At 41.6% G+C, this 23,964-nt stretch carries 21 protein-coding genes; 14 read left to right on the top strand and 7 right to left on the bottom strand.

Translation table 11 applies throughout. From position 1 onward, the window contains the following. Positions 1–54 precede the first annotated feature (54 nt). From ACYP5M_RS19830 to ACYP5M_RS19810, 5 genes are all read left to right on the top strand, one after another. Entirely contained in the window at positions 55–1,398 is a 1,344-nt protein-coding gene (locus ACYP5M_RS19830) for an MFS transporter (protein ID WP_232782977.1), read from the top strand. 495 nt (positions 1,399–1,893) lie between these two features. Further along, the gene (locus ACYP5M_RS19825; RefSeq protein ID WP_101224289.1) at positions 1,894–3,249 is read left to right on the top strand and encodes an APC family permease; all 1,356 of its coding nucleotides are present in this window, start codon (positions 1,894–1,896) and stop codon (positions 3,247–3,249) included. Between the two features lie 27 nt (positions 3,250–3,276). Then, positions 3,277–4,902 carry an amidohydrolase gene (locus ACYP5M_RS19820; protein WP_459735428.1) on the top strand — a complete coding sequence of 542 codons (1,626 nt, stop codon included), beginning with the start codon at positions 3,277–3,279 and terminating at the stop codon, positions 4,900–4,902. A gap of 34 nt (positions 4,903–4,936) precedes the next feature. Next, complete coding sequence (locus tag ACYP5M_RS19815; protein ID WP_101224287.1) at positions 4,937–5,836, top strand: carbon-nitrogen hydrolase; 900 nt, start codon at positions 4,937–4,939, stop codon at positions 5,834–5,836. Between the two features lie 525 nt (positions 5,837–6,361). Beyond that, positions 6,362–6,502: a hypothetical protein gene (locus tag ACYP5M_RS19810; RefSeq protein ID WP_157831099.1), complete on the top strand. Its 141-nt coding sequence runs from the start codon at positions 6,362–6,364 to the stop codon at positions 6,500–6,502. 176 nt (positions 6,503–6,678) lie between these two features. Here the strand turns inward: ACYP5M_RS19810 and uraH are convergent, their stop codons facing one another. From uraH to ACYP5M_RS19790, 4 genes are all read right to left on the bottom strand, one after another. Next, entirely contained in the window at positions 6,679–7,038 is a 360-nt protein-coding gene (uraH, locus tag ACYP5M_RS19805; protein ID WP_459735427.1) for a hydroxyisourate hydrolase, read from the bottom strand. Between the two features lie 9 nt (positions 7,039–7,047). Then, the gene (pucL, locus tag ACYP5M_RS19800; protein ID WP_459735426.1) at positions 7,048–8,541 is read right to left on the bottom strand and encodes a factor-independent urate hydroxylase; all 1,494 of its coding nucleotides are present in this window, start codon (positions 8,539–8,541) and stop codon (positions 7,048–7,050) included. 15 nt (positions 8,542–8,556) lie between these two features. Then, positions 8,557–9,882 carry a nucleobase:cation symporter-2 family protein gene (locus tag ACYP5M_RS19795; protein ID WP_101224284.1) on the bottom strand — a complete coding sequence of 442 codons (1,326 nt, stop codon included), beginning with the start codon at positions 9,880–9,882 and terminating at the stop codon, positions 8,557–8,559. Between the two features lie 158 nt (positions 9,883–10,040). Next, positions 10,041–11,654 (bottom strand): PucR family transcriptional regulator, encoded by a 1,614-nt coding sequence (locus tag ACYP5M_RS19790; RefSeq protein ID WP_459735425.1) that lies wholly within the window; start codon positions 11,652–11,654, stop codon positions 10,041–10,043. A 309-nt stretch (positions 11,655–11,963) separates the two neighbouring features. Between ACYP5M_RS19790 and ACYP5M_RS19785 the strand changes: the two genes are divergently transcribed. The 4 genes from ACYP5M_RS19785 (at position 11,964) to ACYP5M_RS19770 (ending at position 17,151) form a co-directional block, all read left to right on the top strand. After that, complete coding sequence (locus ACYP5M_RS19785; RefSeq protein ID WP_434168767.1) at positions 11,964–13,019, top strand: Rieske 2Fe-2S domain-containing protein; 1,056 nt, start codon at positions 11,964–11,966, stop codon at positions 13,017–13,019. 197 nt (positions 13,020–13,216) lie between these two features. After that, positions 13,217–14,464, top strand: a complete 1,248-nt coding sequence (gene allC / locus ACYP5M_RS19780) for an allantoate deiminase (protein ID WP_434168768.1) — start codon at positions 13,217–13,219, stop codon at positions 14,462–14,464. A gap of 14 nt (positions 14,465–14,478) precedes the next feature. Next, complete coding sequence (locus tag ACYP5M_RS19775) at positions 14,479–15,741, top strand: pyridoxal-phosphate-dependent aminotransferase family protein (RefSeq protein WP_101224280.1); 1,263 nt, start codon at positions 14,479–14,481, stop codon at positions 15,739–15,741. A 30-nt stretch (positions 15,742–15,771) separates the two neighbouring features. Further along, on the top strand, positions 15,772–17,151 hold the full coding sequence (locus ACYP5M_RS19770; RefSeq protein ID WP_459735424.1) for an allantoinase: 1,380 nt from the start codon (positions 15,772–15,774) through the stop codon (positions 17,149–17,151). A gap of 137 nt (positions 17,152–17,288) precedes the next feature. Here the strand turns inward: ACYP5M_RS19770 and ACYP5M_RS19765 are convergent, their stop codons facing one another. Genes ACYP5M_RS19765 through ACYP5M_RS19755 form a run of 3 tightly spaced genes read right to left on the bottom strand, consistent with a single transcriptional unit; the run spans position 17,289 to position 19,650 of the window. Then, entirely contained in the window at positions 17,289–17,735 is a 447-nt protein-coding gene (locus ACYP5M_RS19765; protein WP_101224278.1) for a PaaI family thioesterase, read from the bottom strand. Between the two features lie 14 nt (positions 17,736–17,749). Next, positions 17,750–19,300: a solute symporter family protein gene (locus tag ACYP5M_RS19760; RefSeq protein WP_459735423.1), complete on the bottom strand. Its 1,551-nt coding sequence runs from the start codon at positions 19,298–19,300 to the stop codon at positions 17,750–17,752. Next, positions 19,297–19,650 carry a DUF485 domain-containing protein gene (locus ACYP5M_RS19755; protein WP_434168770.1) on the bottom strand — a complete coding sequence of 118 codons (354 nt, stop codon included), beginning with the start codon at positions 19,648–19,650 and terminating at the stop codon, positions 19,297–19,299. The genes ACYP5M_RS19760 and ACYP5M_RS19755 overlap by 4 nt, the downstream gene beginning before the upstream one ends. A 264-nt stretch (positions 19,651–19,914) precedes the next feature. Between ACYP5M_RS19755 and ACYP5M_RS19750 the strand changes: the two genes are divergently transcribed. From ACYP5M_RS19750 to paaC, 5 genes are all read left to right on the top strand, one after another. Continuing rightward, positions 19,915–21,243, top strand: coding sequence for a phenylacetate--CoA ligase family protein (locus tag ACYP5M_RS19750; RefSeq protein WP_260356840.1), 1,329 nt, complete (start codon positions 19,915–19,917; stop codon positions 21,241–21,243). Between the two features lie 214 nt (positions 21,244–21,457). Continuing rightward, the gene (locus ACYP5M_RS19745) at positions 21,458–21,697 is read left to right on the top strand and encodes a ferredoxin (protein WP_048678740.1); all 240 of its coding nucleotides are present in this window, start codon (positions 21,458–21,460) and stop codon (positions 21,695–21,697) included. A gap of 126 nt (positions 21,698–21,823) precedes the next feature. Continuing rightward, a complete protein-coding gene (gene paaA, locus ACYP5M_RS19740) occupies positions 21,824–22,780 on the top strand; it encodes a 1,2-phenylacetyl-CoA epoxidase subunit PaaA (RefSeq protein ID WP_101224274.1) in 957 nt (318 codons plus the stop codon). An 18-nt stretch (positions 22,781–22,798) separates the two neighbouring features. Beyond that, entirely contained in the window at positions 22,799–23,158 is a 360-nt protein-coding gene (paaB, locus tag ACYP5M_RS19735; protein ID WP_101224273.1) for a 1,2-phenylacetyl-CoA epoxidase subunit PaaB, read from the top strand. Then, on the top strand, positions 23,148–23,948 hold the full coding sequence (paaC, locus tag ACYP5M_RS19730) for a 1,2-phenylacetyl-CoA epoxidase subunit PaaC (protein ID WP_434168771.1): 801 nt from the start codon (positions 23,148–23,150) through the stop codon (positions 23,946–23,948). Before paaB ends, paaC begins: the two co-directional genes overlap by 11 nt. Positions 23,949–23,964 lie beyond the last annotated feature (16 nt).

The raw sequence follows: 23,964 nt of genomic DNA, 5'->3' as shown, positions 1-23,964 counted from the left end.
ATCCACATCCAAGAACCCGCATCCAGGAAGTAACTAAACCGGAGGTGTGTTAAATTGAGTGGGAAAAAGAAACTGGACAAGAAATCACAAAAGATATTATTTGCAAGTTTACTTGGCAGTACCATTGAATTTTTTGATTTCTTTCTTTATGGAACCGTTGCTGCACTTGTATTTAATAAACTGTATTTTCCTAATGATGATCCGTTTGTAAGTTTATTGCTTGCTTATGCATCATTTGGCATTACATTTTTTATACGACCTCTTGGTGGGCTTGTTTTTAGTCATTTGGGAGACAAGTTTGGCAGGAAAAATACTCTTGTGCTTTCACTTTTATTAATGGGAATTTCTACTGTATGTATTGGACTACTTCCAACATATGGAATGATAGGGCTTTGGGCACCAATCCTTCTGGTTTTTTTTCGTCTCGTTCAAGGGATTGGACTTGGCGGGGAATGGGGAGGAGCAATACTCTTAGCGGTTGAATCTGCACCTAAAGAAAGACGTGGCTTTTTTGGAAGCTTTCCTGCAATGGGTATCCCTCTTGGGATGTTACTTGGGACATTCTCCATATCATTAATGAGTTTACTTCCTGAATCACAATTTCTTTCATGGGGATGGAGGGTTCCATTTGTCCTAAGTGCGATTTTAGTAGTTATTGGTATTTGGATAAGGAAAGGGATTGAGGAAACATCGGCCTTCAAGGAAGAGAAAGAAAAAGGAAACGTCGTAAAAATCCCACTATTTGAGACACTGCGATATCATTGGAAAGCTGTTTTAATTTCTTTAGGAGCAAAATGTGTTGAAGTGGGCCCATTCTATTTATTTTCCACATTTTTCATATCCTATGCTACAGAAACGCAGGGTTTTTCAAGGACTACAGCTTTAAATGTAGTTACTGTTGCAACAATCGTTACAGCGATTTGCATGCCATTTATGGGAATGTTATCTGATAAAATTGGCCGTAAACGTGTTTTTCTTATTGGTACTATCGGAATAACGCTTTTTGCCTTTCCATACTTTTATTTATTTTCCTTACAATCCACTCCTTGGTTATACGTTATTTCAATAGTGGGCTTAGGAATTCTATGGCCTCCAATTGCGGCGACTATCGGGACAATGTTTACTGAAATGTTTAGTACGAATGTCGGTTATACAGGAATAACGCTTGGTTATCAAACAGGCTCTGCATTATTTGGTGGAACTGCCCCAATGATTGCGACTATATTAGTAGGCACCTACAATAATTCTTGGATTCCGCTTGCTTCATTTTTAGTATTTCTTTGTATCGCATCTCTTATTTCAGTATTATTTGTCCGAAGTAGTCAAAGTAAAAGTAATCCTTTCTCTGAAAAAAGGACAATAGACGATAAGGATACAGATAATCAAATAAGCGGGTAATGAATAGTCTTTCTAAGAGGGAAAATAGATTGATCTTTAAAAATGGTGACGTTTACACAGTTAATGAAGAGCGAAGTTGTACGAGAGCGGTTGGGATAGGGAAACCTTCCAATATCGCTCTCTTTCAATGAAGTCTCTTTGAAGTGCTTACGGTAGAAGGCACCAAGTAGACTATGTTCGGGCGATGGCATTATGATAACTTTTCCATTTGATTTTTCCTTTATAAATGACTTAATGAATAGATATTTCTTAGATATCGGAAGAGTGCGAGCCGAGGACTGCTAGCTGAAGAAGAAAAGTATTGAATAATGGGTTGCCATATCCCGTCCCTGACGACTGATTATGCAATATTAAATAAATGATGTAGAATTGCATAAACCTATTAATTCATTAAATAATCTGTATATTGCAATTGTTGGCAAAATAACATTAATACCCACTTGGTATGGTATTTGCATATAAATTAATTAATCACGAATAAGGGTGGAGTGATACATGGAGAATGCAAAATTAAGACGTTCGTTAACAGTATTTCCTTTAGTGCTATTTGGATTGGCTTATATGGCACCTACAACAGTTTTTTCTACATATGGGGTTGTTGCGGAGATAACGAAAGGGATGGTACCTGCTGCCTATATCATAGCTTTGGCTGGTATGTTGTTTACAGCCTATAGCTATGGTCAAATGGTTAAGGCCTACCCTGTTGCCGGTTCTGCATATACATTTACTCAAAAGGCTCTTAATCCTCACCTTGGGTTCTTAGTGGGCTGGGTTATCCTATTGGACTATTTATTTTTGCCAATGATCAATGGATTACTGATCGCTATTTACTTAAACGCATATTTTCCATCCGTTCCTTTTTCCTTCTGGTTAATAGCCTTTGTCATTTTAATCACCACTGTAAATATAATTGGAGTGAAAATAGCAACAAAAATAAATGTTTTATTAGTTGCCTGTCAATTTCTTATAATAGTAATATTTTCATTCCTCTCGATTAAAGGGTTACTTAACGGAATGGGTTCAGGAACATTATTCATGAGTTCTCCATTTGTGAACGGAGATATACCACTATCTTTAGTATTAGCGGGATCATCTGTTTTATGTTTATCTTTTTTAGGATTTGATGCTGTTACCACATTTTCAGAGGAGACCATTAATCCGAAAAAAATAATACCAAAAGCCATTTTCCTCGTCGCGTTAATAGGGGGAGGTCTGTTTGTCACCATCTCATACATCAGTCACCTTGTTTACCCAAATTTCCAAGCTTTTAAAGATCCGGATTCCGCTTCCTTGGAAATTGCCATGTACATAGGGGGTAATTTATTTCAATCTATTTTTCTAGCAGGATATATTACCGGGGGGCTGGCATCTGGTTTATCAGCTCATGCAAGTGTTTCGCGACTTTTGTATGCGATGGGGAGAGATGGAGTTCTTCCAAAGAAAATATTTGGTCACATTCATCCAAAATTTCAAACTCCAACACACAACATCATCTTAGTGGGTATTTTTGCTTTATCTGCTTTATTTGTTGATTTAGTGACAGCATCATCCTTTATTAACTTTGGGGCGCTTGTTGCCTTTACTTTTGTTAATCTTTCGGTTATTTCCCATTATTATATTAGAGAAAAACAGCGAAACGGAATGAACACACTAAAATACCTCATATTGCCGCTGATTGGTACTGGTTTCACAATTTGGTTATGGACTAGCCTTGATTCAAAGGCACTTTTACTCGGACTGGGATGGTTTGGAATTGGTTTCATCATGCTGCTTTCAAATACGAAATTGTTTAGTAAGCGGCCGCCTGAGCTTTCTATTGATAATGCGATAGAAAAAGAAATTCAGGCATAAAAGCTATATTCATCAAGGAGGATAAAAATGGTAAGTGCAGACATCATTCTTTCTGGTCAACATGTTTTTACTGGGTTACAAGATGAGCCAATAAAAGCAGCTATCGCCATTAAAGATAATAAAATTATTAAAATCGGTTCTAAAGAAGATATAATGTCATTCCTTGGAGATGAAACAAAAGTCTATGACATGGAAGATGGACTAATTATACCGGGTTTTCATGACTTTCATATGCACATTATGATGGGAAGCATTTTACAGAAGGATAGTGCTAAATTATTTGATGCAGCTTCAGAAGAAGATGCAGCCAAAATAGTAGGTGAATTTGCAGAAACGAGACCAAATGATGAGTGGATATTTGGCGTCGGCTGGGATCATACCAATTGGAAGAACAAAGTGCTGCCACATAGAACAACGCTAGATAAATATATTAGTGATCGCCCTGTTTTATTATTCAATGCAGAAGTGCATTACGCATGGATCAATAGTAAAGCAATGGAAATGATTCAATTAACAAAGGATACCCCAGATCCGGAATATGGGGAAATTGGAAAAGATGAAAATGGGGAACTGACAGGCCTTCTATTTGAACAGGCAATTGGCTATGCATCAGAACATGCATATAAATTACCGAAAGATAAACGTGTAAGCCTATTCCAAGGTTTTCTTAATGAAACAAAAAGATTGGGAATCACATCCGTTAATGATTTATATGGAGCTAAAATTGCGCCAAATCCATTAGACGATCTTGAAATTTTCAAGGAATTTGAGAGAGAAGGGTTACTTACAACCAGAATTCACTTTTCGCCGGAGTTAAAAATTGATTTAGCTGCCGCAAAGGAATTACAAACAAATTATCATTCAGACAAGCTCACCTTTTCTGGATTAAAACAATTTATAGATGGTGTTGTGACAAGTCATACTGCTTTTTTATTGGATCCTTACAAAGACCGTCCAGATACAAAAGGCGGAACAACTTATCCAGCTGAAACAATTAAACAATTAGTAAAAAAGGCAGATGAGGAAAATTTCCAAATTCGTTTCCATGCTATTGGTAACGGTGCAGTCCGCTTAGCTTTGGATGCATTTGAAGAAGCGAGAAACGTAAATGGACAAAGAGATGCTAGACATGTCATTGAACATGTGGAGGTATTGCATCCGGATGATGTTCATCGCTTTAAGGAATTAGATGTAATCGCTTCCTTTCAACCTAAACATATTGAATTAATGGAAAGTGAGGCATACACAGCCAGAATCAGTGAAAAACAACAACCTCTCTATTATCCTATCAAAACACTAGTGGATACTGGTGCTAAAATTGCCTTTGGTACAGATTTTCCTGTAGTGCCCTTAAATCCCATGATGGGTATTTATCAGGCAATCACCAGAAAAGATTTAACCGGGAAGGCGTGGCAAGAGTCGGAAGGAATAACATTAGCTGAAGCGTTAAAATATTACACGGCTACACCGGCATTCGGGTCTTTCAGAGATAAAGAATTAGGCACCTTGGAAGCAGGGAAGATAGCGGATATCGCAGTATTAAATAAAAATTTATTTAGCATATCAACAGAGGAAATTCTTGAAACAGAAGTGAAGATGACGATTATGGATGGAAAGGTCGTATATGAAAACCAGGTCGTCCAAAAGGTATAAGATAAAAAAATATTAAAAGGTAGGTAGTGAGAAAATGTCAAAAGTAAAAGTTGGTCTTATTCAAATTCATTGCGGAGAATTCATTGAGCAAAATATCCAAAAAACGATAGAGAAAATAAAAGAAACAGTAAATAAAGGGGCACAAATCGTTTGCTTACAGGAATTATTTTCTTCGCAATATTTTCCGCAAACGGTCAGTGTGAAAAATTATGATTTAGCTGAAGATGTAAATAGCGGTACATTAGCCGAAATGGGTGAATTAGCAAAGGAATTAGCAATTGTCTTGATTGTCCCTTTTTACGAAAGAGCAGGTGCTGGAATTTATTTTAATAGTGCAGCTGTATTTGATGCTGATGGAGAATGTTTAGGGATTACAAGAAAAAATCATATTCCGGATGGTCCCCAGTATCATGAAAAATATTATTTCGTTCCAGGCAATACAGGCTATCCTGTCTATGAAACGGCTTATGGAAAAATAGGAGTCGGGATTTGTTGGGACGAGTGGTATCCAGAAGTTGCCCGAATTTTGAGCTTACAAGGTGCAGAGATATTATTCTATCCTTCCGCTATTGGTTCAGAGCCAGATCATCCCGAGATATCGACAAGATCATCCTGGGAAAAGGCAATTTCCGCTCATGGCATTTCTAATGGTGTATTCGTTGCTGCGACAAATCGAGTGGGCCAGGAAAAGGACATGAATTTTTACGGCGGTTCATTCATTAGCGATACATTCGGGAATATTCTAGCTTCACTTGATGAAGAAGAAGGAATTATTGTGCAAGAAATTGATTTAAATGAAATAGAAGAAACTAGAAAAATTCTTCAATTCTTTAGAGACCGTCGTGTCGATACATACGGCCCTATATTACAAAAAGAAATACTCCCAACCCCATCCCCTTCAAAAAAGGGAACAAACAAAGCGCTGTTTAGTTAATCATCTAAGAAATGGCAGGTGGAATTACCTGCTCAGACTGTAGACAAATGATTGAGTTTGCCGAATTTGTTATTTTCCGCTCCGGGCACTTCCTTACCGCGGGCAGTCCCCGCTAAATTTTAGGTGGAGTTATTAGTGTTATAACTGAAAACACAGGTGTACCTGGTGTGCTTGCAGCAGTTACAAATAATTACTGACTGCATTGCTTAGATAATCTATAGTTCAAAAGAAAAAAACCAATTTTCCTTTATGGAGAGTTGGTTTTTTATGCTGTTCAAATGGCCGTTAATGTAACAGCATTCTATTTCTTGGTTTAAAGAAATAACGTGTGAATTAGCTTTTGATCGGAGCTGTCGCTAAGGCGGCTTTTCCTTTATAGGACGGTTAGCAAAGAACAATATGGGAAATACTAAAAGAATGAAAATCTTACCGAATTTTCAGAAAAATACATTGACGGGAAATTACAGTTGTTATATATTATTAATAAGTTAAATTTATTGTTATATAACAGAAGGAGGAGTCAGGATGATGAATATTCAGGATAAAGCCTATGAAAGTTATTTAAAGATTTGTGAAAGGTATGAAATCGAGTCGATAAACTTCGATCGCTTCATCAAAAACTTAACTAAAGATCAGTTGGATGAATACAGTAAATTAGCCGTTTAAATGAAAGGACGTGATTGCACAAGATGGACCTCCCGGTTGATGTAGATGTAGAAGCCAGTTAGAAACCCCACCAGTTGCTATTGGGAACAGGTGGGGTTTTGTTATGTGTTTTAAAATCCAGACTGTAATCGATCAAAAAAGAAGCTGCCGGAGAAGGTCTTCTCCGGCAGTTTCTTTTAACTTCCCCGATACACTTGATAGCCCCATGGGGAAACGAGCAGTGGCACATGGTAATGAGAGGATGGGGAAGATAGTCCGAAACGGACGGGTACCTGGTCCAAAAAGGGCGGATCAGGAAGCTCGATGGACTTATTCCGGAAGTAATCCCCGATATGAAAAATGATTTCGTAGTTTCCCATTTTAGTGTTTTCTGCGTTCAGCAGCTGTGCATCGAGCCTCCCGTCTTTATTTGTGACCGCTGATTGGAGCAGCTGCCAGTCAGCGGTTGATGATTCGGAATAGTATAATTCAATCGTCACGTTTTCGGCCGGCTGGCCATGCATTAAATCCAATATATGTGTTGTTATACCAGGCATAAATGCTCCTTAACCGATGTTTTCTTCAGCAGCAGCCAGGATTTTATTATTTTCGAGATTTTCTTTTTTAACGGTGAAGACCTGAAATCCATATGGCGGGCGCGGCTCTGTATATACTTTTCCTTTGGATTCCGGGATTTCGGAAACGACTGTATCCCATGTGTGGTTTTGGGATTCGAATGTAACTTCAAGAAGCTGAGGGAATCTGGTTAAAATACGGCAGCCGATTTCATAAATCAGATTTTGGATCGAAGGAGTCTCCATTTCATGGAAAACGGATGTAGCAATATCGATTACCTGTTCAGCAGCCACGTATTTAGAAGGATCCACACCGAATGCATCCTTTTGATCCTCATAGACCCAGTGGAGATTCAAATAGATGAAAAGTGGACGATTTCCATCTTCGGGAAGCGTCGTATACTCATCACGGACAAAACCGACAAAAGAGTTCCCGCTTACTTTGATTAATTGGAGGTCAAGGATGGAACTGCTTTGCTGAACGATTTCGCTGCCGTTTTCCCTACGGATGATTTCGACGGCTGCCTTGGCCCGTTCGTTGCGGGACTTTTTGAATACAAGGTCACTCGGTTTCAATTGAAGATCCGTCGCTTCAGTCACAGCTTCGAAAGGGATATCCTCGGCAATCAATTTAACCGTATCGATTTGAGGATATTTGTTAAGGAAGGCTTCTGACACATATGAAGCAAATCCTTCTAATGTTGCTCCTTTGAATGTGGCTAAATGCCGTTGGATGAAGTTTTTCATTGAATCTGTCGCGACGACCATGGAATTGTCTCCTTCCGTGAAGGAGGGAAGAAAAGAGGAGCCGCCAACGGAAACTTTTACATTGGTGCCAAAAATGATATGATCTCTGCCTGAAAAAGTGGATTCTGGTATTTGTTTGATTCCGGTTAAAGGCTTTGAATAGGTCCTATAGGCAAAAACATTTCCTTTTCCATAACTTAGTGTTTGTGCGGCTGATTTATTTTTCATTGAATTCTCTCCTTCGATTTTGATTTTATCCTGTAAACGAAATAGGGCAATTTTATGAATTTCAGATAGTGCCTTATCGAACTCTATTGTTTCTGAATGGTGAATCCGTGTTTTCATCGATTGATATATGTCATTTTTATCTTTGCCGCGTACAGCCAGGATAAATGGAAAGCCGAATTTATTCATATATTGCCGGTTCAATGATATGAAACTTTCATATTCTTCGGCAGTAAGATCCTTTAAACCGGCGCCATGCTGTTCCTTAGTCGAATCATCACTCATTTCAACTTTGTCCCCTAGGTTCGGGTGCTTCTTGATTAATGTTAACTTTTCTTCATTTGACGAATTGCTTACAATGTCCACCATGCATTGATGCAGATTGATAATGGATGAAAATGGTCTATTGGCTGCCGCCTTTTCTGCAATCCAAGGTGAATGTTCGAAAGTATCACCAAGGAACATCGTGAACTCCTTTTCGCTAATTGCATTTAGTGACTTAATAGTAATCATTCTAAGGGCTCCTTTTTAAATGCTTTTTGCCATGAACTGATCTGCATCCGCGATGGTTCTATCTGCCGCCTTTTTCTTTCGGGGAGTCAAGATCACATTCAGGATGATGGCTGTCAGGCTTCCTGTGATGATTCCATCACCGACAACGATTCGGATGGTTTCCGGCAGGCTTGAGAATAACTCGGGAACGACGGTTGCGCCCAGTCCGAGTGAGACTGAACAAGCAATGACCAATAAATTGGCATTATCCGAGAAATCGACGTCATTCAACATTTTAATTCCTGATGAAACGACCATTCCGAACATGACGACGGTAGCACCTCCGAGAACGGCAGTGGGAATCAGTGTAGCGAGTGCTGCGATTTTCGGTACAAGTCCAAGCCCGATTAAAATGAAGCCGGCTACAATGGTGATTGTTCTTTTTTTTACACCGGATAATTGTACGAGGCCTACATTCTGGGCGAATGTACTATAAGGAAAGGCATTGAAAATCCCGCCTAAAGTGAAGGCAAGGCCTTCTGCCCGGTAGCCCTTGACAATATCTTTTTCACTCAATTCCCTGCCGGTTATTTTTCCGAGAGCAAGGAATGCGCCAGTGGATTCGACAAGGATGACTGTGCCAACCAACATCATCGTAAGTATGGGTGCTATTTCAAAGCTGGGTGTACCGAAGTACAAAGGAGCGGGGATATGGAACCAAGAAGCCTCGGCAACGGTGGAAAAGTCCATCTTACCAAAAAACGTTGAAGCGATCGTTCCTGCTATGATGCCAATCAGAACGGAAATGGAGCGAATGAATCCAGTGAAGCAGCGATTGATTAACAGAATAACGGCGAGGACTCCTAAAGAAAGCATCAAGTTCTCAGCTGAGCCAAAGTCTTTGCTGCCGGAACCGCCAGCCATATTCTTTATGCCGGTGGGCACTAAGGATAATCCAATGATGATGACGACGGTACCGGTCACGACAGGCGGGAATAATTTAAGCAGTTTACCAAAGATGTTGGAGAAAAATATGATGAATAATCCAGCGGCTATGATTGATCCATAGATAGCGGAAATGCCATAATTGCTGCCGATGGATATCATGGGGGTGACTGCGACGAAAGAAGTTCCCAAAACTATCGGGAGGCCAATTCCAAAGTATTTATTTTTCCAGGATTGCAATAATGTAGCGATCCCGCAGGTCAATAGATCAATGGCAATAAGGTAGGCTAACTGTTGAGAATTGAATCCCAATGCCCCCCCGACGATGATCGGCACCAATATGGCACCAGCATACATGGCAAGAACGTGCTGAAGACCTAACGAGAAGGCCTTGGACTTATTAATTCTGTCATTCATAAAAAAACTCCCTTCTACAATAGCGTGTCATTTTATATCACGTGATTCTGTTATGATTAATATCATAATAAAAAATCAGAAAATTGTCATTAGTTAGATTAGACAATTTTTGGTTGTGGATATAGACAACTTGCATAAAGTGATGGGAGGCTTTTGTTTTATATTTTAAGTAAGGATTTAATGCGAAGGGCAAGTCGTATCTGGAGTGTGGTCTCCGAATCTTTCAGGCTCTTGCCGAGCAGCTCCTCGCATTTCTCGAGTCTGTATACAACTGTGTTTCGGTGTACGAATAACCTTTTGGCAGTTTCGGATATTTGACAATGAGTTTCGAGATAGACGGATAATGTCTGTAATAAGGATTGCTCCTCCTCGGTGAAAACCTTTGAAAATCCCTGTAGTGCATAATGGTGAAAATTCATGAGGTCTTCTTCGGGGATGATCCTCAATAATTCCATAATATCCTTCGTTCGGAATATATGGATGTATTCGATCCTTTTCGAAAGGCCTCCTTCGAGAAGGGAGTCGTTCGCTTCTTTGTAAGAATTCTTGGTCTGTAAAAAACTCTGGCTCAAATGGCTCACTCCGAAAGAAATCGTGCAGCCGAACTGGCTAGCTGTTATCCTTTGCAATGATTTTAGCGAGGTTTCGACAGTTTGGAGAACGTCAGAGACTTCATTCACTTCATATAAAAGAATGCATTTCTTGCCTTTGGTAAAGAGATGAATGGGATTGGGTGATAGGCAAAGTTCATCTTCCAAAAACTCGTATATCGAATCAGCCCGTCGCTGCAGCTGTGTGTAACTTATGTCCGAATCGGATTCATCGATCTTTCCGACTGCGCATATATAGGTTTTTTCATTGTGTAAGGAAAACTCCTTTGCCCGATTTATGATTTCCTCTTGTGAGGAGAAACTGCCATCGAGAAAATGAAGGAAGAAATCATTTCGGATATTCCGATCATGCTGTTTAAGGGCGTGTTCTTTCATCAGGGCAAAAGAAATGACATTAGTTGCCTGTTCTATCGTCAATGTTATGAGGTTATCGCTAGTCTTAATTTCTCCCGATATCGTCAAATAACCAAATTTCTCTTCATTCATATAGATGGGGAAGACGGTATAGGGCTGTTTATTGGAAAGGGATGAAAATGAAAAGAAAGGTGTTTTGGTTTTGTGGAATCGGAATCCCGCTTCGCTCATTTTTTTGATTATTGGAATAATTCCAGGTGTTGAGATTGGTTGGAATATCGGTTTTAGGTACTGGTCAACTAATAAGATGGGGTATCCAATCATATCCGATAAATGATCAAGCAGCTTTTGAATTCCTTTGCCGCGCATGATTAAGTTTGTGAATTGCTTATGTGTTTCCATGGCAAAAGTCAATTCCGTTGCACGTTGATCCAAAATCCCCCGTAATGTATGGTTGATGATTTCCCCGAGTGACAATTCGGCCGGGAGTTCAATGATTGGAAAGGATAAATCATTGGCAAGAACCAGTGCCTCCTCAGGTATTTCCTTTAGGTACCTCCTTGTCTTTATTCCCAGGGCTGCGCAGCCTTGGTTTGCCATCGCTTCGACGAGTGATGACAAGAGATGCGGCTTGTCCTTTATGTGATAAGCCGTCGTTACAAGGAATTCATTTGGTTTTAAAAAGTTGATGATATCCGGAGCGTCCATCATATTGACTGTGAGGACTTCCCGTTCGATCCCTGTTCCTCCGGCAATTAAATGCATGCCGGTTAATGCTGGTAATGTTAAAAGTTCGGCTACCTTCATCTGAAACACCTCATTTTGGAAAATTAGAGTATTGAGTGTAAGTTTATAAATACAGGGGAAATGAATCGGTTTTAAATTAGCGCATGTTGCTTATATTAGTTTGAATCCCTCCGTTTACTAACGTGCTTTGCGGATTTTCATTATCATATCATACAAACACTTTGGCATATCCTACAAATTTCATTGTTTGGATTATCGGATAAATAAAAAATCATTTTTATGTTAGGTTTTATAACATCGTTGGTGACATGTTATTTTAATTTTGTTAATATTTATAAAAAATAACGTGAGGATAAGGGAGACGATAAAATGAGTGAAGGCACAGTTGCTTCCAGTAAGAAAAAAAGAGTAACGCCGTTTCCGAAAGAATGCACATTCAGCAAAGGGGACTGGGATGTATTATCGCAATACTGGTTTCCTGTGGCGGCAGTCGAGGAAATATCGGAAAAACCGATAGGCATTAAACTTCTGGATGTGCACCTTGTCCTTTATCGGGCCAATGGGAAGATTATCGTTGCGAGGGACCTTTGTCTGCATCGTGGTGTGCCATTAAGCATGGGATGGGTGGATGGTGATGATATCGTATGCCCTTACCACGGTTTTAGATATGGCCCGGAAGGGAATTGTACGGGGATACCTGCACATCCCAACGCTAAAATATCCCCGCGTCTTTGCATTAATATTTATCCCGCGGTTGAGCGCTACGGCTTGATTTGGACTTCGATTGCGAGCGATAAAGAGGATATTCCAAAGTTGCCGGCCTGGGATGATGAGGCATATTTGAACATCCTGCCGCCATCCATAGACATTGCCGGTTCAGCCGGTCGGCAGATGGAAGGTTTTTTGGATGTGTCCCACTTTGCTTGGGTTCATTCGGAAAGCTTCGCTGATCGTAACAATCCTATCGTTCCTAGTTATAAGGTGGAAAAAACGGAATATGGCCTCCATGTGGAATACTTAAGTTCCGTCAGTAATTACGGAAAAGGCATGCGGCATTTAGAACCTGCCCACTTTGAGTGGCTGCGTGTTTTTGATATCTATCCACCGCTGGCGGCCAGGCTTACTGTCCATTTCCCGGAGGATGGGAAACTTCACATCTTGAACTGTGCCAGTCCGGTTTCGGCACGAAAGACAAGAATGTTTTCACCGATGGCCCGTAACTTTGATTTAGATGCCCCGGTTGAAGATACTTATGAATTCAACTTGCAGATTTTCAATGAAGATAAGGAAATGGTGGAAAATCAAAAGCCGGAGGAGCTGCCTCTTGATTTGCAAGCGGAAGCACATATCGCGGCAGATAAGACGTCGATCGCTTATCGTCAGCTATTGAGGGAATTGGGCTTAGGCTCGAATTATACAAGTTGATAAAAAGAGGGTGTCCGGTTTAATGGGCGCCCTCTTCTTTTGTTGGCTTGTTTTCAGTTGGTTATTTTGCACAAAAAAACACCGGAATACTAACAGAATTGTCAATGAAGTTAAATGTGAAAGCAAGTAAAATAATAGATAACATAAATTTGTGAATATTCATAACATGAATGGATATTGAGAAGGGAAGCGATGTGATGGGCATTCAAATCGAAAAATTCATAGATGAAAAGGATGATGTTGCGTCGATGATAGAATGGTTGGCATCTTTCGGGGCAACGGAGAGTAATGGGGTGACCCGGTTATTATATTCCAAGGAATGGATGAGCGCTCAGCAGGCAATGAAAGCTGAGATGGAAAAAGAAAACCTCAGTACATATTTTGATAGTGTAGGCAACTTGTTTGGCAGGCTTGAGGGAAGGGATCTCTCAGGTGGAATCATTCTGACCGGTTCTCATATAGACACGGTCAAGGATGGGGGGAAATATGACGGCGCATATGGGGTCATCGCTAGTTTCCTGGCAGTTAAGAGGTTGTATAAAGCCTATGGGGCGCCGCGAAAGACGATTGAAGTCGTTTCCTTTTGTGAGGAGGAAGGAAGCAGATTTCCCTTAACGTTTTGGGGGTCGAGGAATATTAAAGGAGTCTATGGTCTTGAGCATGTCAGGGATTTAAAAGATACAGAAGGAATTCCTTTTTTGGAAGCCATGAAAAAGTCAGGGTTTGAACCTGGAGCCTATAAAACCCCGGTCCGCGATGATATTGAACGGTTCGTCGAAATTCATGTAGAACAGGGGATGGTGCTTGAAAAGAATGAGAATGCAATTGGGGTCGTCAGCCATATTGTCGGGCAGCGCCGTTATACGGTTAAAATCATGGGTGAGAGTGATCATGCGGGCACCACTCCCATGTCATACAGGAAGGATGCTGTCGGTTTTGCTTCGGAATTCATTTCTTTTTTAACGAAAAAAGCGATGGGTATGGACCCGGGTTTAGTTGCGACTGTTGGGAGAATGGATGTTAAACCTAATGTTCCGAATGTCATTGCTGGTGAAGTGGAGCTCAGTCTCGATATCAGGCATCACGAGGAAGAGGTTCTTGAAAGGTTTTGTAAGGAAATCTTTTCGACTTTCGATTCCTTGGCAAAGAAAGCTGAAATGAAGCTGGAGGTTTCACAATGGATGGATGTCAAACCGGTTGCGATGGATCGGGAAATGAATGGCCTTGTCCGAAAGGTAGCTAAAGATAAAAATATACCATACCAAGATATGGTCAGCGGAGCCGGCCATGATGCACAAGTATTTGGTTCGTTTTGTCCGACTTGCTTGCTGTTCGTTCCAAGTAAGGGGGGGATCAGCCATTCGCCTAAGGAGTTTACGAGTGTTGTGGATATGGAAAAGGGAATCGACGTTTTAAGTGAAATACTATATAAATTAGCCTATTAAAGGGGTTGGGGAAAATGGCATATTCAGAATTGAATGCACCGATGAGAACGATCATGACACCAGGACCGGTCGAAGTGGATCCGCGTGTTTTAAGGGCGATGAGCACACCGATATTAGGGCAATTCGATCCTGCATTCACTACAATCATGAATGAAGTGATGGAAATGCTGCGTTTGGTTTTTCAAACGAAAAATAAATGGGCATTCCCTATCGATGGCACCTCAAGATCGGGTAATGAAGCGATTCTATGCAGCATCATTGAGCCGGGAGATAAGGTTCTGGTTCCCATATTCGGTAGATTCGGTCATTTGTTGGTCGAAATCTGTGAGCGATACGGAGCTGAAGTCCATACGATGGAATGTCCTTGGGGAGAGGTGTTCGAACCGCAAGCTGTCATCGCGGAAATCAAGAAAGTCTCCCCAAAAATAACAGCAATCGTTCATGGGGAAACTTCCACAGGTTGTATGCAGCCTTTGAAGGAAATCGGGTTGGCCTGCCGAGAATTGGGTGTCCTGCTTGTGGTGGATGCGGTTGCCTCGATCGGGGGCACCGATGTTAAGGTGGATGAATGGTGTATTGATGGGTTGATAGGAGGGACACAAAAATGCTTGTCAGTTCCTTCAGGTATGGCACCGATTACGTATAATGAGAGAATAGAAGAAATCATCCAGTCCCGCAAAAAGGTGGAACGTGGTATTGCGACGGATGAAGATAACCAAAAGGTTTCGCTCCGCCGTCCGATCACCAGTAATTATTTCGATTTAAGCATGCTGCAGGATTATTGGGGACCGCGCCGCTTGAATCACCATACAGAAGCGACCTCCATGATTTATGCGTTACGTGAAGGGTTGCGCCTTGTGCTTGAAGAAGGTCTGGAAACGCGCTTTGCCCGTCATGAACTCCACGAAGCTGCTCTCGTTGAAGGGATCAAGGCAATGGGGCTAACGTTATTCGGGGATGGGAAAAACAAACTTCCGTGTGTAACTTGCATCGAAATTCCAAACGGAATCGACGGTGAAGCTGTAAGAGCCATGCTGTTGAATGAATTTGGTATCGAAATCGCTTCCTCGTTTGGTCCGCTTCACGGCAAAATCTGGAGGATCGGGACCATGGGATTCAGTTGCAGGAAAGAAAACATCCTCTTTGTATTGGCCTCCTTGGAAGCTGTCCTTTTGCGCCAGGGGTTCCAAGTTAATCGGGGAGAGGCTTTGCAGGCTGCACTGGATGTGTATGTGGGAAAGACGGAGAAAGTGGCTGCATCAAGGGGATCTCTTTGATTATAAAACTATTTTGGGGGAGTGGTCCATATGTCAATATATGATCTTATTATCCGCAATGGATATGTAGTTTTTCCTGATGGAGTGAAGAAAGCTGATCTTGCCATCCAGGATGGGGTGATTGTTAAGATTGGGGATATCCTGGATGGCAATGGTTATGCAGAGTATGAAGCGGATGGCCAGCATATCTTTCCTGGTATGATTGATGTCCATGTGCATTTTAGCGAACCTGGCCGCGCCCATTGGGAGGGCTTTGAAACAGGATCGCAAATGATGGCAGCGGGAGGCTGCACCACATATTTCGATATGCCATTGAATGGAATCCCTTCAACGATTGATCGAAAGGCCCTCCTTGAAAAGGGCAATCTCGGTGAGATGAAGTCGGTTATAGACTTTGGATTATGGGGAGGGCTGGTCCCGGGAAATATCGATGATTTAGAGGATCTCGCCAAATCCGGAGTCATCGGATTTAAGGCATTTCTATCAGCGACGGGAAATGAGGAGTTTGAACGGGCAGATGATTTCACCCTTTTACATGGAATGAAGAAAATAGCGGAATTGGGAAAGGTCTTGGCCCTTCATGCGGAAAGTGATCCGATCACTCAGTGGTTCAAGCGGGAAAAAGAGAAGGATGGACTATTCAGTGCGAATGATTATGCAGCTACAAGACCTGTGCAAGCGGAAGCGGAGGCTGTGGAGCGTGCCATTACATATGCAGAGTTAACGGGCTGTCCGCTGCACTTTGTCCATATTAGCAGTAGTTTGGCCATCGAAAAAATTGAATCGGCCAAACAGAAGGGGCTGGATGTGACGGTCGAGACGTGTCCGCATTATTTATTATTCAATCAGGATGATTTAATAGAAAAAGGCGCGGTTGCAAAATGTGCTCCCCCACTAAGGGAAAGGGAAGAACAAGAAAGATTGATTACCCGTTTAATGGAAGGGAAATTCGATATGATTTCTTCCGACCACTCACCATGCCCTTTTGAGCTGAAAGATCCTGCCATACATAATATTTTTGAAGCGTGGGGCGGAATAAGCGGGGGGCAATTTTCGTTGATGTCGATGATTGAGTTGGCTGTTTTACATGGTATCCCGCTTCATAAGGTCGCTGAGTGGACAGCTTCAGCCCCGGCAAAAAGGTTCGGTCTCTCCTCTAGAAAAGGACAAATCGAGGTAGGGAAGGATGCAGACCTTGCCATCGTTTCCCTTAATGGTACGCATGAAGTTTCGGAAACGAAATTTTTCGCGAAACATAAGCAAAGCGTTTATATGGGCCATACCTTTCCTTGCCAAATCACGGCTACCATGAATAGAGGGAAAATAGTTTACGAGACTGATGTAATCAGTGAAAGGGAGCGTGGGGAGTGGCTAAAAGTGATAGATTCCAGTATTCCGGCCAATAGCTAGGAAGAAGGGTTTTAAAATAAGGGAGGGGGATTCCAAATCGGGAATCCCCTTTTTATTAGTTTAATGTATGTATCATGGGCAAAACAAGGGGAAAATAAACCGGACAAGTTGATTGCTCGTCCGGTTTCAAGTGTTACTTATTCAACTTGGTCGACGAAATATTGATTTTTCCTGTATACCATCGCTTCCATGGTTGCAATCAATTCCCTTTCATTTGACACGTCTATTTTATACCAGGCCAGTTTATGGTTTTTCTTTATTTCTTCCGCTCTGGCAGTTAAAGTCTCACCCCGTTTGCCAGCTGATAAGAAGTTGATGTTGTTTGAAACGCCAACCGCAATTTTGCCATATGAATTACTGGCTGCGGCGAACACGTAATCAGCAAGTGAAAAGATGATGGCACCGTGAACGGTTCCATGGCTATTTAGCATGTGGTCACTTGGAATCAATTCTGCTTCAGCTGTCCCGGGACCGAGTTTCGTCAATTTCATCCCTAGAAAAGAAGCGTATGGTTCGTCGACCAGTACTTGTTTGATTTGATCGTAATGCAATTCGTGAATATCCTGATCTAAATGTGTGGTCATGGAAATCCTCCTTCTTAATGGTCTTTTGCTGAACTTATCCCATATCCGGTGTTTGATTTGAACAGTACTTCAGCAAAACCGTTTTCTTCATCTTTTGCTTTTGACAGTATTGTACCTAAATAAGCTCCAATAAAGCCGAGCGGTACGGTGAAAATGGTCGGGTTGCTCATCGAGAAGAGGGGATCACCAGTGAAAATCCCCATCCCAGGTTCCGGATTCCATACATTGGGACTGAGCATGACCAGTATGATGGAGCTGAGTAACCCGAATGACATTCCGGTGATCGCTCCGGTTGCGTTGAAGCGTTTCCAATATATTGTGCAAAGAATGATCGGTAAATTGGCACTGGCAGCAATTCCAAGCGCAAGGACTGAAAGAAAAGCGACATTCATTGATTGAGCAAATAAAGCAAGTAAAATCGAAATGACCGCTACTCCGACAGAAGCCATTCGGGCAACGAGTATTTGCTGTTTTTCCGTAATATTTCCTTCCTTGATGATTTCACCGTATACATCATGTGCAAAAGCCGATGCCGACGTTAAAACAAGGCCGGATACAACCGCTAAAATCGTGGCAAATGCCACAGCAGAAACGAATGCGAATAAAAATTCCCCGCCCATGGTTAATGCAAGAAGGGGCGCGGCCATGTTTCCAGCCGAGTTTGCTTCGATGATCCGCTCAAACCCGACGAAAGATGCAGCGCCGAAACCAAGGAAAATCGTCATGATGAAAAATACCCCTATAAACCATGTGGAATATACGACGGATTTCCTTGCAGTAGCTGCGTCCTTTACTGTAAAGAAGCGGACGAGTAAATGCGGAAGGCCTGCTGCTCCAAGGACAAGCGACATATTAAATGAAATCATGTCGAGTCCATCGGTGTATTTATTTCCTGGATTCAAAAATTCCTTTCCGAGCGGTGTTGCAGTTTGTACATGTTGGAACATCTCTGAAATGTTGAAATTAAAACGGGAAAAAACGATGAACGTCAATACAGCGGAACCGCCTAGCAATAGAACCGCTTTCGTGATCTGCACCCAACTTGTCGCTCTCATCCCGCCGAAAATCACATAAATCGTCATCAGTACACCGACAAGAAGAACTGATAGCCAATAATCGATGCCGAGCAAGAGTTTAATTAATCCTCCTGCACCTACAAGTTGGGCAATCATGTAAAAGATTGAAATGACAAGTGTGTTAGCAGCAGCTATCCCTCGCACTTTTTTTGATTTGAAGCGTGCTGAAATCATGTCTGCCAGCGTAAACTTACCTAGATTGCGAAGTGGTTCCGATACAAGATACAATAAGACAAGAAAGGCCACAAGGTTCCCGATGCTCATATAAAAGCCATCAAAACCAATCAGTGCGATTGCACCCGTAATTCCCAGGAAGGATGCGGCTGACATAAAGTCACCTGCTACGGCCAATCCATTCTGCCATGCTGTCAATCCGCCGCCGGCCGTATAAAAATCGCTGGCATTTTTCGTCTTCTTAGAAGAGTAATAGGTTATTGTAAGCGTTAACAAGATGATGCCCAAAAAAAGCGTGAGGGATAAAATGCTCATTCGCCAAGCTCCTTCTCATATTTATTCAAGATATTTTTAGCCATCTTGTCGTATTTCTCTGCTTTTTTGATATAGACAATTCCCCCTAACCATACGACAGCGAATTGGAGAAGTGCATATACCCAAGCCCAAGTAATATTAAAAAAAGCTTCACCCTTCAACACTTCGCTATAAGCGGCTAAAATAGGCAGAACAAAATAAAAAGCAAGAAAGAAGAGAGTGACAGGTAGGATGAAAGCTTTTTTCTTTTGAAGCAAATACTTGAATTCTTCCGTTTCAATTAATTGACGATACTTATTTCCGTTGTCATGTCCTGATGGTGAATGGCCGTTTTTAGCCTGTGATTCCATAGTAAGCCCCCTTTTTGTGTAGTACGTTTTTAAAACGATTGTTTGATAAAATGATATATCATTGTTAAAATTAACATAGTCTGAAAATTTAGTAAATTAGTATTTTGTCTATTCGGTCATTTTATCTGAATTATAAAAACATTATTGACAACGTAGAAATGACGTATTAATCTTGAAATAAATCATAACAATAATTTAATATCCGTTTTATAACCGTTATGTATGTTAGGTGGGACAATAGTAAAATTGAGGGGGACTGAAACAATGTACAATCCGGAAGTTGAAACGGCTTCACGTGCTGAAATGGAAAGTTTACAAATGGCACGCCTTAAAAAAACGATTAGCCATGTATATGAAAATGTACCTTATTACAGAGAAAAGTTTAGAGAGATGGGCCTGGAACCAGAAGATATTCAAACTCTAAACGATGTGATAAAGCTTCCATTTACAAAAAAACAGACGCTTCGTGATCAGTATCCATTCGGTTTATTTGCCGTTCCGATGGAGGATGTAACACGCATTCATGGTTCATCCGGAACGAGCGGAAAGCCTACAATTGTCGGGTATACGAAAAATGATTTGGAAAATTGGGCAACAATCGTCGCACGTGGAATTGTAGCTGCAGGAGGTCGCAAGTCAGATATTTTCCATAACGCATATGGATATGGTCTGTTTACAGGGGGCCTGGGCTTGCATTGCGGGGCAGAAAAGCTGGGAGTTGCGACAGTACCCATTTCAGGGGGGAATACCGATAGGCAGATTACGATCATCAATGACTTTAAACCGCGAGGCATTTGCGGAACCCCTACTTATATTTTGAATATCGCTGAAAAGATGGAAGAGATGGGAATTGATCCTGCTGATAATGGGCTTGAGTATGGGATTTTCGGAGCTGAGCCATGGTCGGAGGCAATGAGGGCAACACTTGAGAGGAAACTGAAATTGAAAGCCATCGATATTTACGGATTAAGTGAAATCATGGGGCCGGGAGTTGCGATTGAATGTCATGAAGCACAGGATGGACTGCATATCGCAGAAGACCATTTCCTTGTCGAGGTCATTAACCCGGACACGCTTGAACCGGTTAAGGACGGCGAAGATGGGGAACTTGTCTTTACCAGCCTTACAAAGGAAGCGCTGCCAATCATTCGTTACCGTACAGGTGATATCGCCTCAATTACACATGAACCGTGTAAATGCGGGCGTACGACAACTAGAATGTCCCGTGTTAAGGGCAGAACGGATGATATGATCATAGTCAGGGGAGTGAATGTGTTTCCATCTGAAATAGAGCGTGTGCTATTCCAAATGGAGGGAATTGTGCCACACTATCAGATTCATCTCGTTAAGAAGGGAAATATGGACGGTGTTGAACTGCACATTGAAATTGAAAGCGGTTTCTACAGGGAGATTGAAGAAGACTTAACGCATGGGAATGTAGAGATATTAAGGAAAACGATACAGCATCATTTGAAATCCGCATGTCTTGTAACGATGGATATTGTTGTCAACATCCCAAAAAGCATTCCCCGTTCAGAAGGAAAAGCGATTCGTGTCGTTGATAAGCGGAAGGATGAAGTCATTCGTTTATAAATTCCATGCTCATGAATATGGATGTTGAAACCGGACGATTCTATCGTTCAGTTCTTTCCTGCTAAATTACCGTACGATTGGAATAAGTGAGCTGAAGAAATCGAACAAGTAAACGCGATACATAAAGCGGATGCAATCGTGGTTAAATATGGGTTTATCTCTTAATGGAAGAGAAGATGGAGCCAATCATGAAATGGAGAAGGAGGAGGGCCTCTTGTCAAAATATACAGTTGTGGATCAAGAAACTTGCATTGCTTGCGGTGCATGCGGTGCGGCTGCACCTGAAATCTTTGATTACAATGATGAGGGAGTGGCATTTGTCATCCTGGATGAAAATGAAGGAACTGCAGAGGTCGCGGAAGGTTTATTTGATGATCTGGATGATGCAGTGGAAGGTTGTCCGACAGATTCAATCAAAGTGGAAACCTCGCCCTTTAAAGTTTTAGTGGATTAAAAGATTCAAAGAAACCCAGATAATTTCCTTTTATTTCGAAAAAAGACAGAATAGTCTTGCATTAAATATAACAGTAAAATATAATAACGTTATATAAACGTTATATTATAAAAAGAGGTGATTTGGATGAACGTTCTTTTAAATGATATGGCAGGAGAAGAAAAGCTAAATCAATTCATTGCCAGAATAGAAGCGGGAGAAAAGATAGAGGCGGATGATTGGATGCCGGAAGAATACCGGGGCACTTTAATCAAGTTAATATCGATGCATGGAATCAGTGAAATCATGGGGGCGCTTCCAGAAAAGGAATGGGTACCTAAAGCCCCGACCTTAAATAGAAAACTTGGAATCATGGCAAAGGTGCAGGATGAAATGGGGCATGGGCAATTATTGCTTCGAGTCGCCGAGGATCTGCTAAGGCCTTACAGTAAAAAACGGGATGACCTAATGCAAGATTTGTTTAAAGGAGATTTAAAGTTTCATAATGTTTTCCATATGGAAGCCAAATCCTGGGGCGATGCTGGATTGATTGGCTGGCTTGTTGATGGTGCAGCCATCATTTCCCAGACGAACATGCTTGGCGCCTCATACGGACCTTATGCCAGGGCATTACAGAGGATTTGCGCGGAAGAAGTTTTTCACGCCCAGCATGGTGAAGCGATAATCATGGCTTTGGCTGAGGGGACGGAAGAACAAAGGAAATTGGTTCAAGACTCCATCAATTATTGGTGGGAATCTTTATTACTTTTCTTTGGACCTCCCAGTAAGAATGAAGTGGGCACATCCAAACAGGATATAACGATTAAGTACAGAATCAGAACCAGTACGAATGAACAACTTCGACAAGCCTTTTTTTCTAAATATGTGAAGCGGATCCTTTCACTTGGCTTCAGCATTCCAGATGAAACACTTAGGTTTGACAAAGCATCCGAAACCTGGATTTACCAACAACCCGATTGGGGGAAATTGAAGGTGTTCGCAAGGAATGAAGGTCCCCGTTCGCAGGATCGCTTAAGTCTTCGAAGAATTTCTTATGAAAATAATAAATGGGTACGTGAGGCATTGGCGCCCAAGGTCATCTAAGGGAGGGGGAAGGACGATATGGAAACTAGGCAAGGGAATTACTTTGAAGAATTTGAAGTATTTAGCCGTAAAACGCAATCATCACCCGTTCAATATCACTTCAGCCTGCTGGCCCCGAATGAGGATATCGCCATCATGATGGCACAAGAAAACTTCATGAGACGTGAAGCGGTTGATGATATCTGGGTCGTGAAAAGACAGAATATACGGAAAATGACGGCCGAGGAAAAGAAAACGCTTCAACGTATCGATAATAAAGACTACAGGACCACAAAAGGATACGGGTATTTAAAGAAAAAATGGCGGAAGTATGAGCAGGGAATGCTCGATGAAAAAGAGATAATGTCTTGGGCTGGAGGTGTGAAAAATGAAGAATGAATCATTGAAGGGCATCGCAATCAAGGAATTGCTGCTTCAACTGGCTGACGATGACTTCATCCATTCATACCGTGGTGCAGAATGGTTGGGACTTGCACCGCATATCGAGGAAGATGTTGCATCCGCTTCGATATCTCAAGACACGATGGGGCATGCCGCAATATATTATAAATTACTTGAAGAACTCGGTGAAGGGGATGCTGATAAGCTTGCTCATGACCGTCCCGCCAAGGAACGGCGCAACGCGATCATTCTCGAATTGGTCAATGGTCCTGGTTACTATATGAAAGACCCGGATTATGATTGGGCGTTTGCGGTAGTGCGAAATTATTTTTATACCCAAGCCAAAGCGATTAAGGTTCAATCCCTTCATTCAAGTTCATATGAACCGCTTGCTGAAGTGGCACAAAAGGTACAGATGGAACTTTACTATCATTTGATGCACTGGAAAACATGGTTCGTCCAATTGCTGGGATCTGGTCACTTGGAAGCGGTTTCGAGAATGAAAGCGGCAATCGGGAAAACAATGCCCGATTTTGCTGGCGTATTTTCACTTGGACAATATGGAGAGGAAATGGTTGAGCTCGGCTTGATAGAGGGCGAAGCTGTTTTACAGAAAAAATGGATCGAGGTCATCACACCAATTTTTGAAAGTGTCGGCTTGGCAACAACGATTCAAATAGGGATGGCAAGAGGTGATGGTCGTAATGGCCAGCATACGGAAGATTTGGAAAAGGCGCTAGAAACGTTAAGCGAAGTATACGCAAGCGATAAAGCAGCTTCATGGTGAATCAATAGAAAGGGGA

This window comes from Peribacillus sp. N1 (assembly GCF_054600815.1).
Note: the sequence above shows the minus strand (reverse complement) of the source record. Positions and strands in the feature narration are given on the sequence as shown.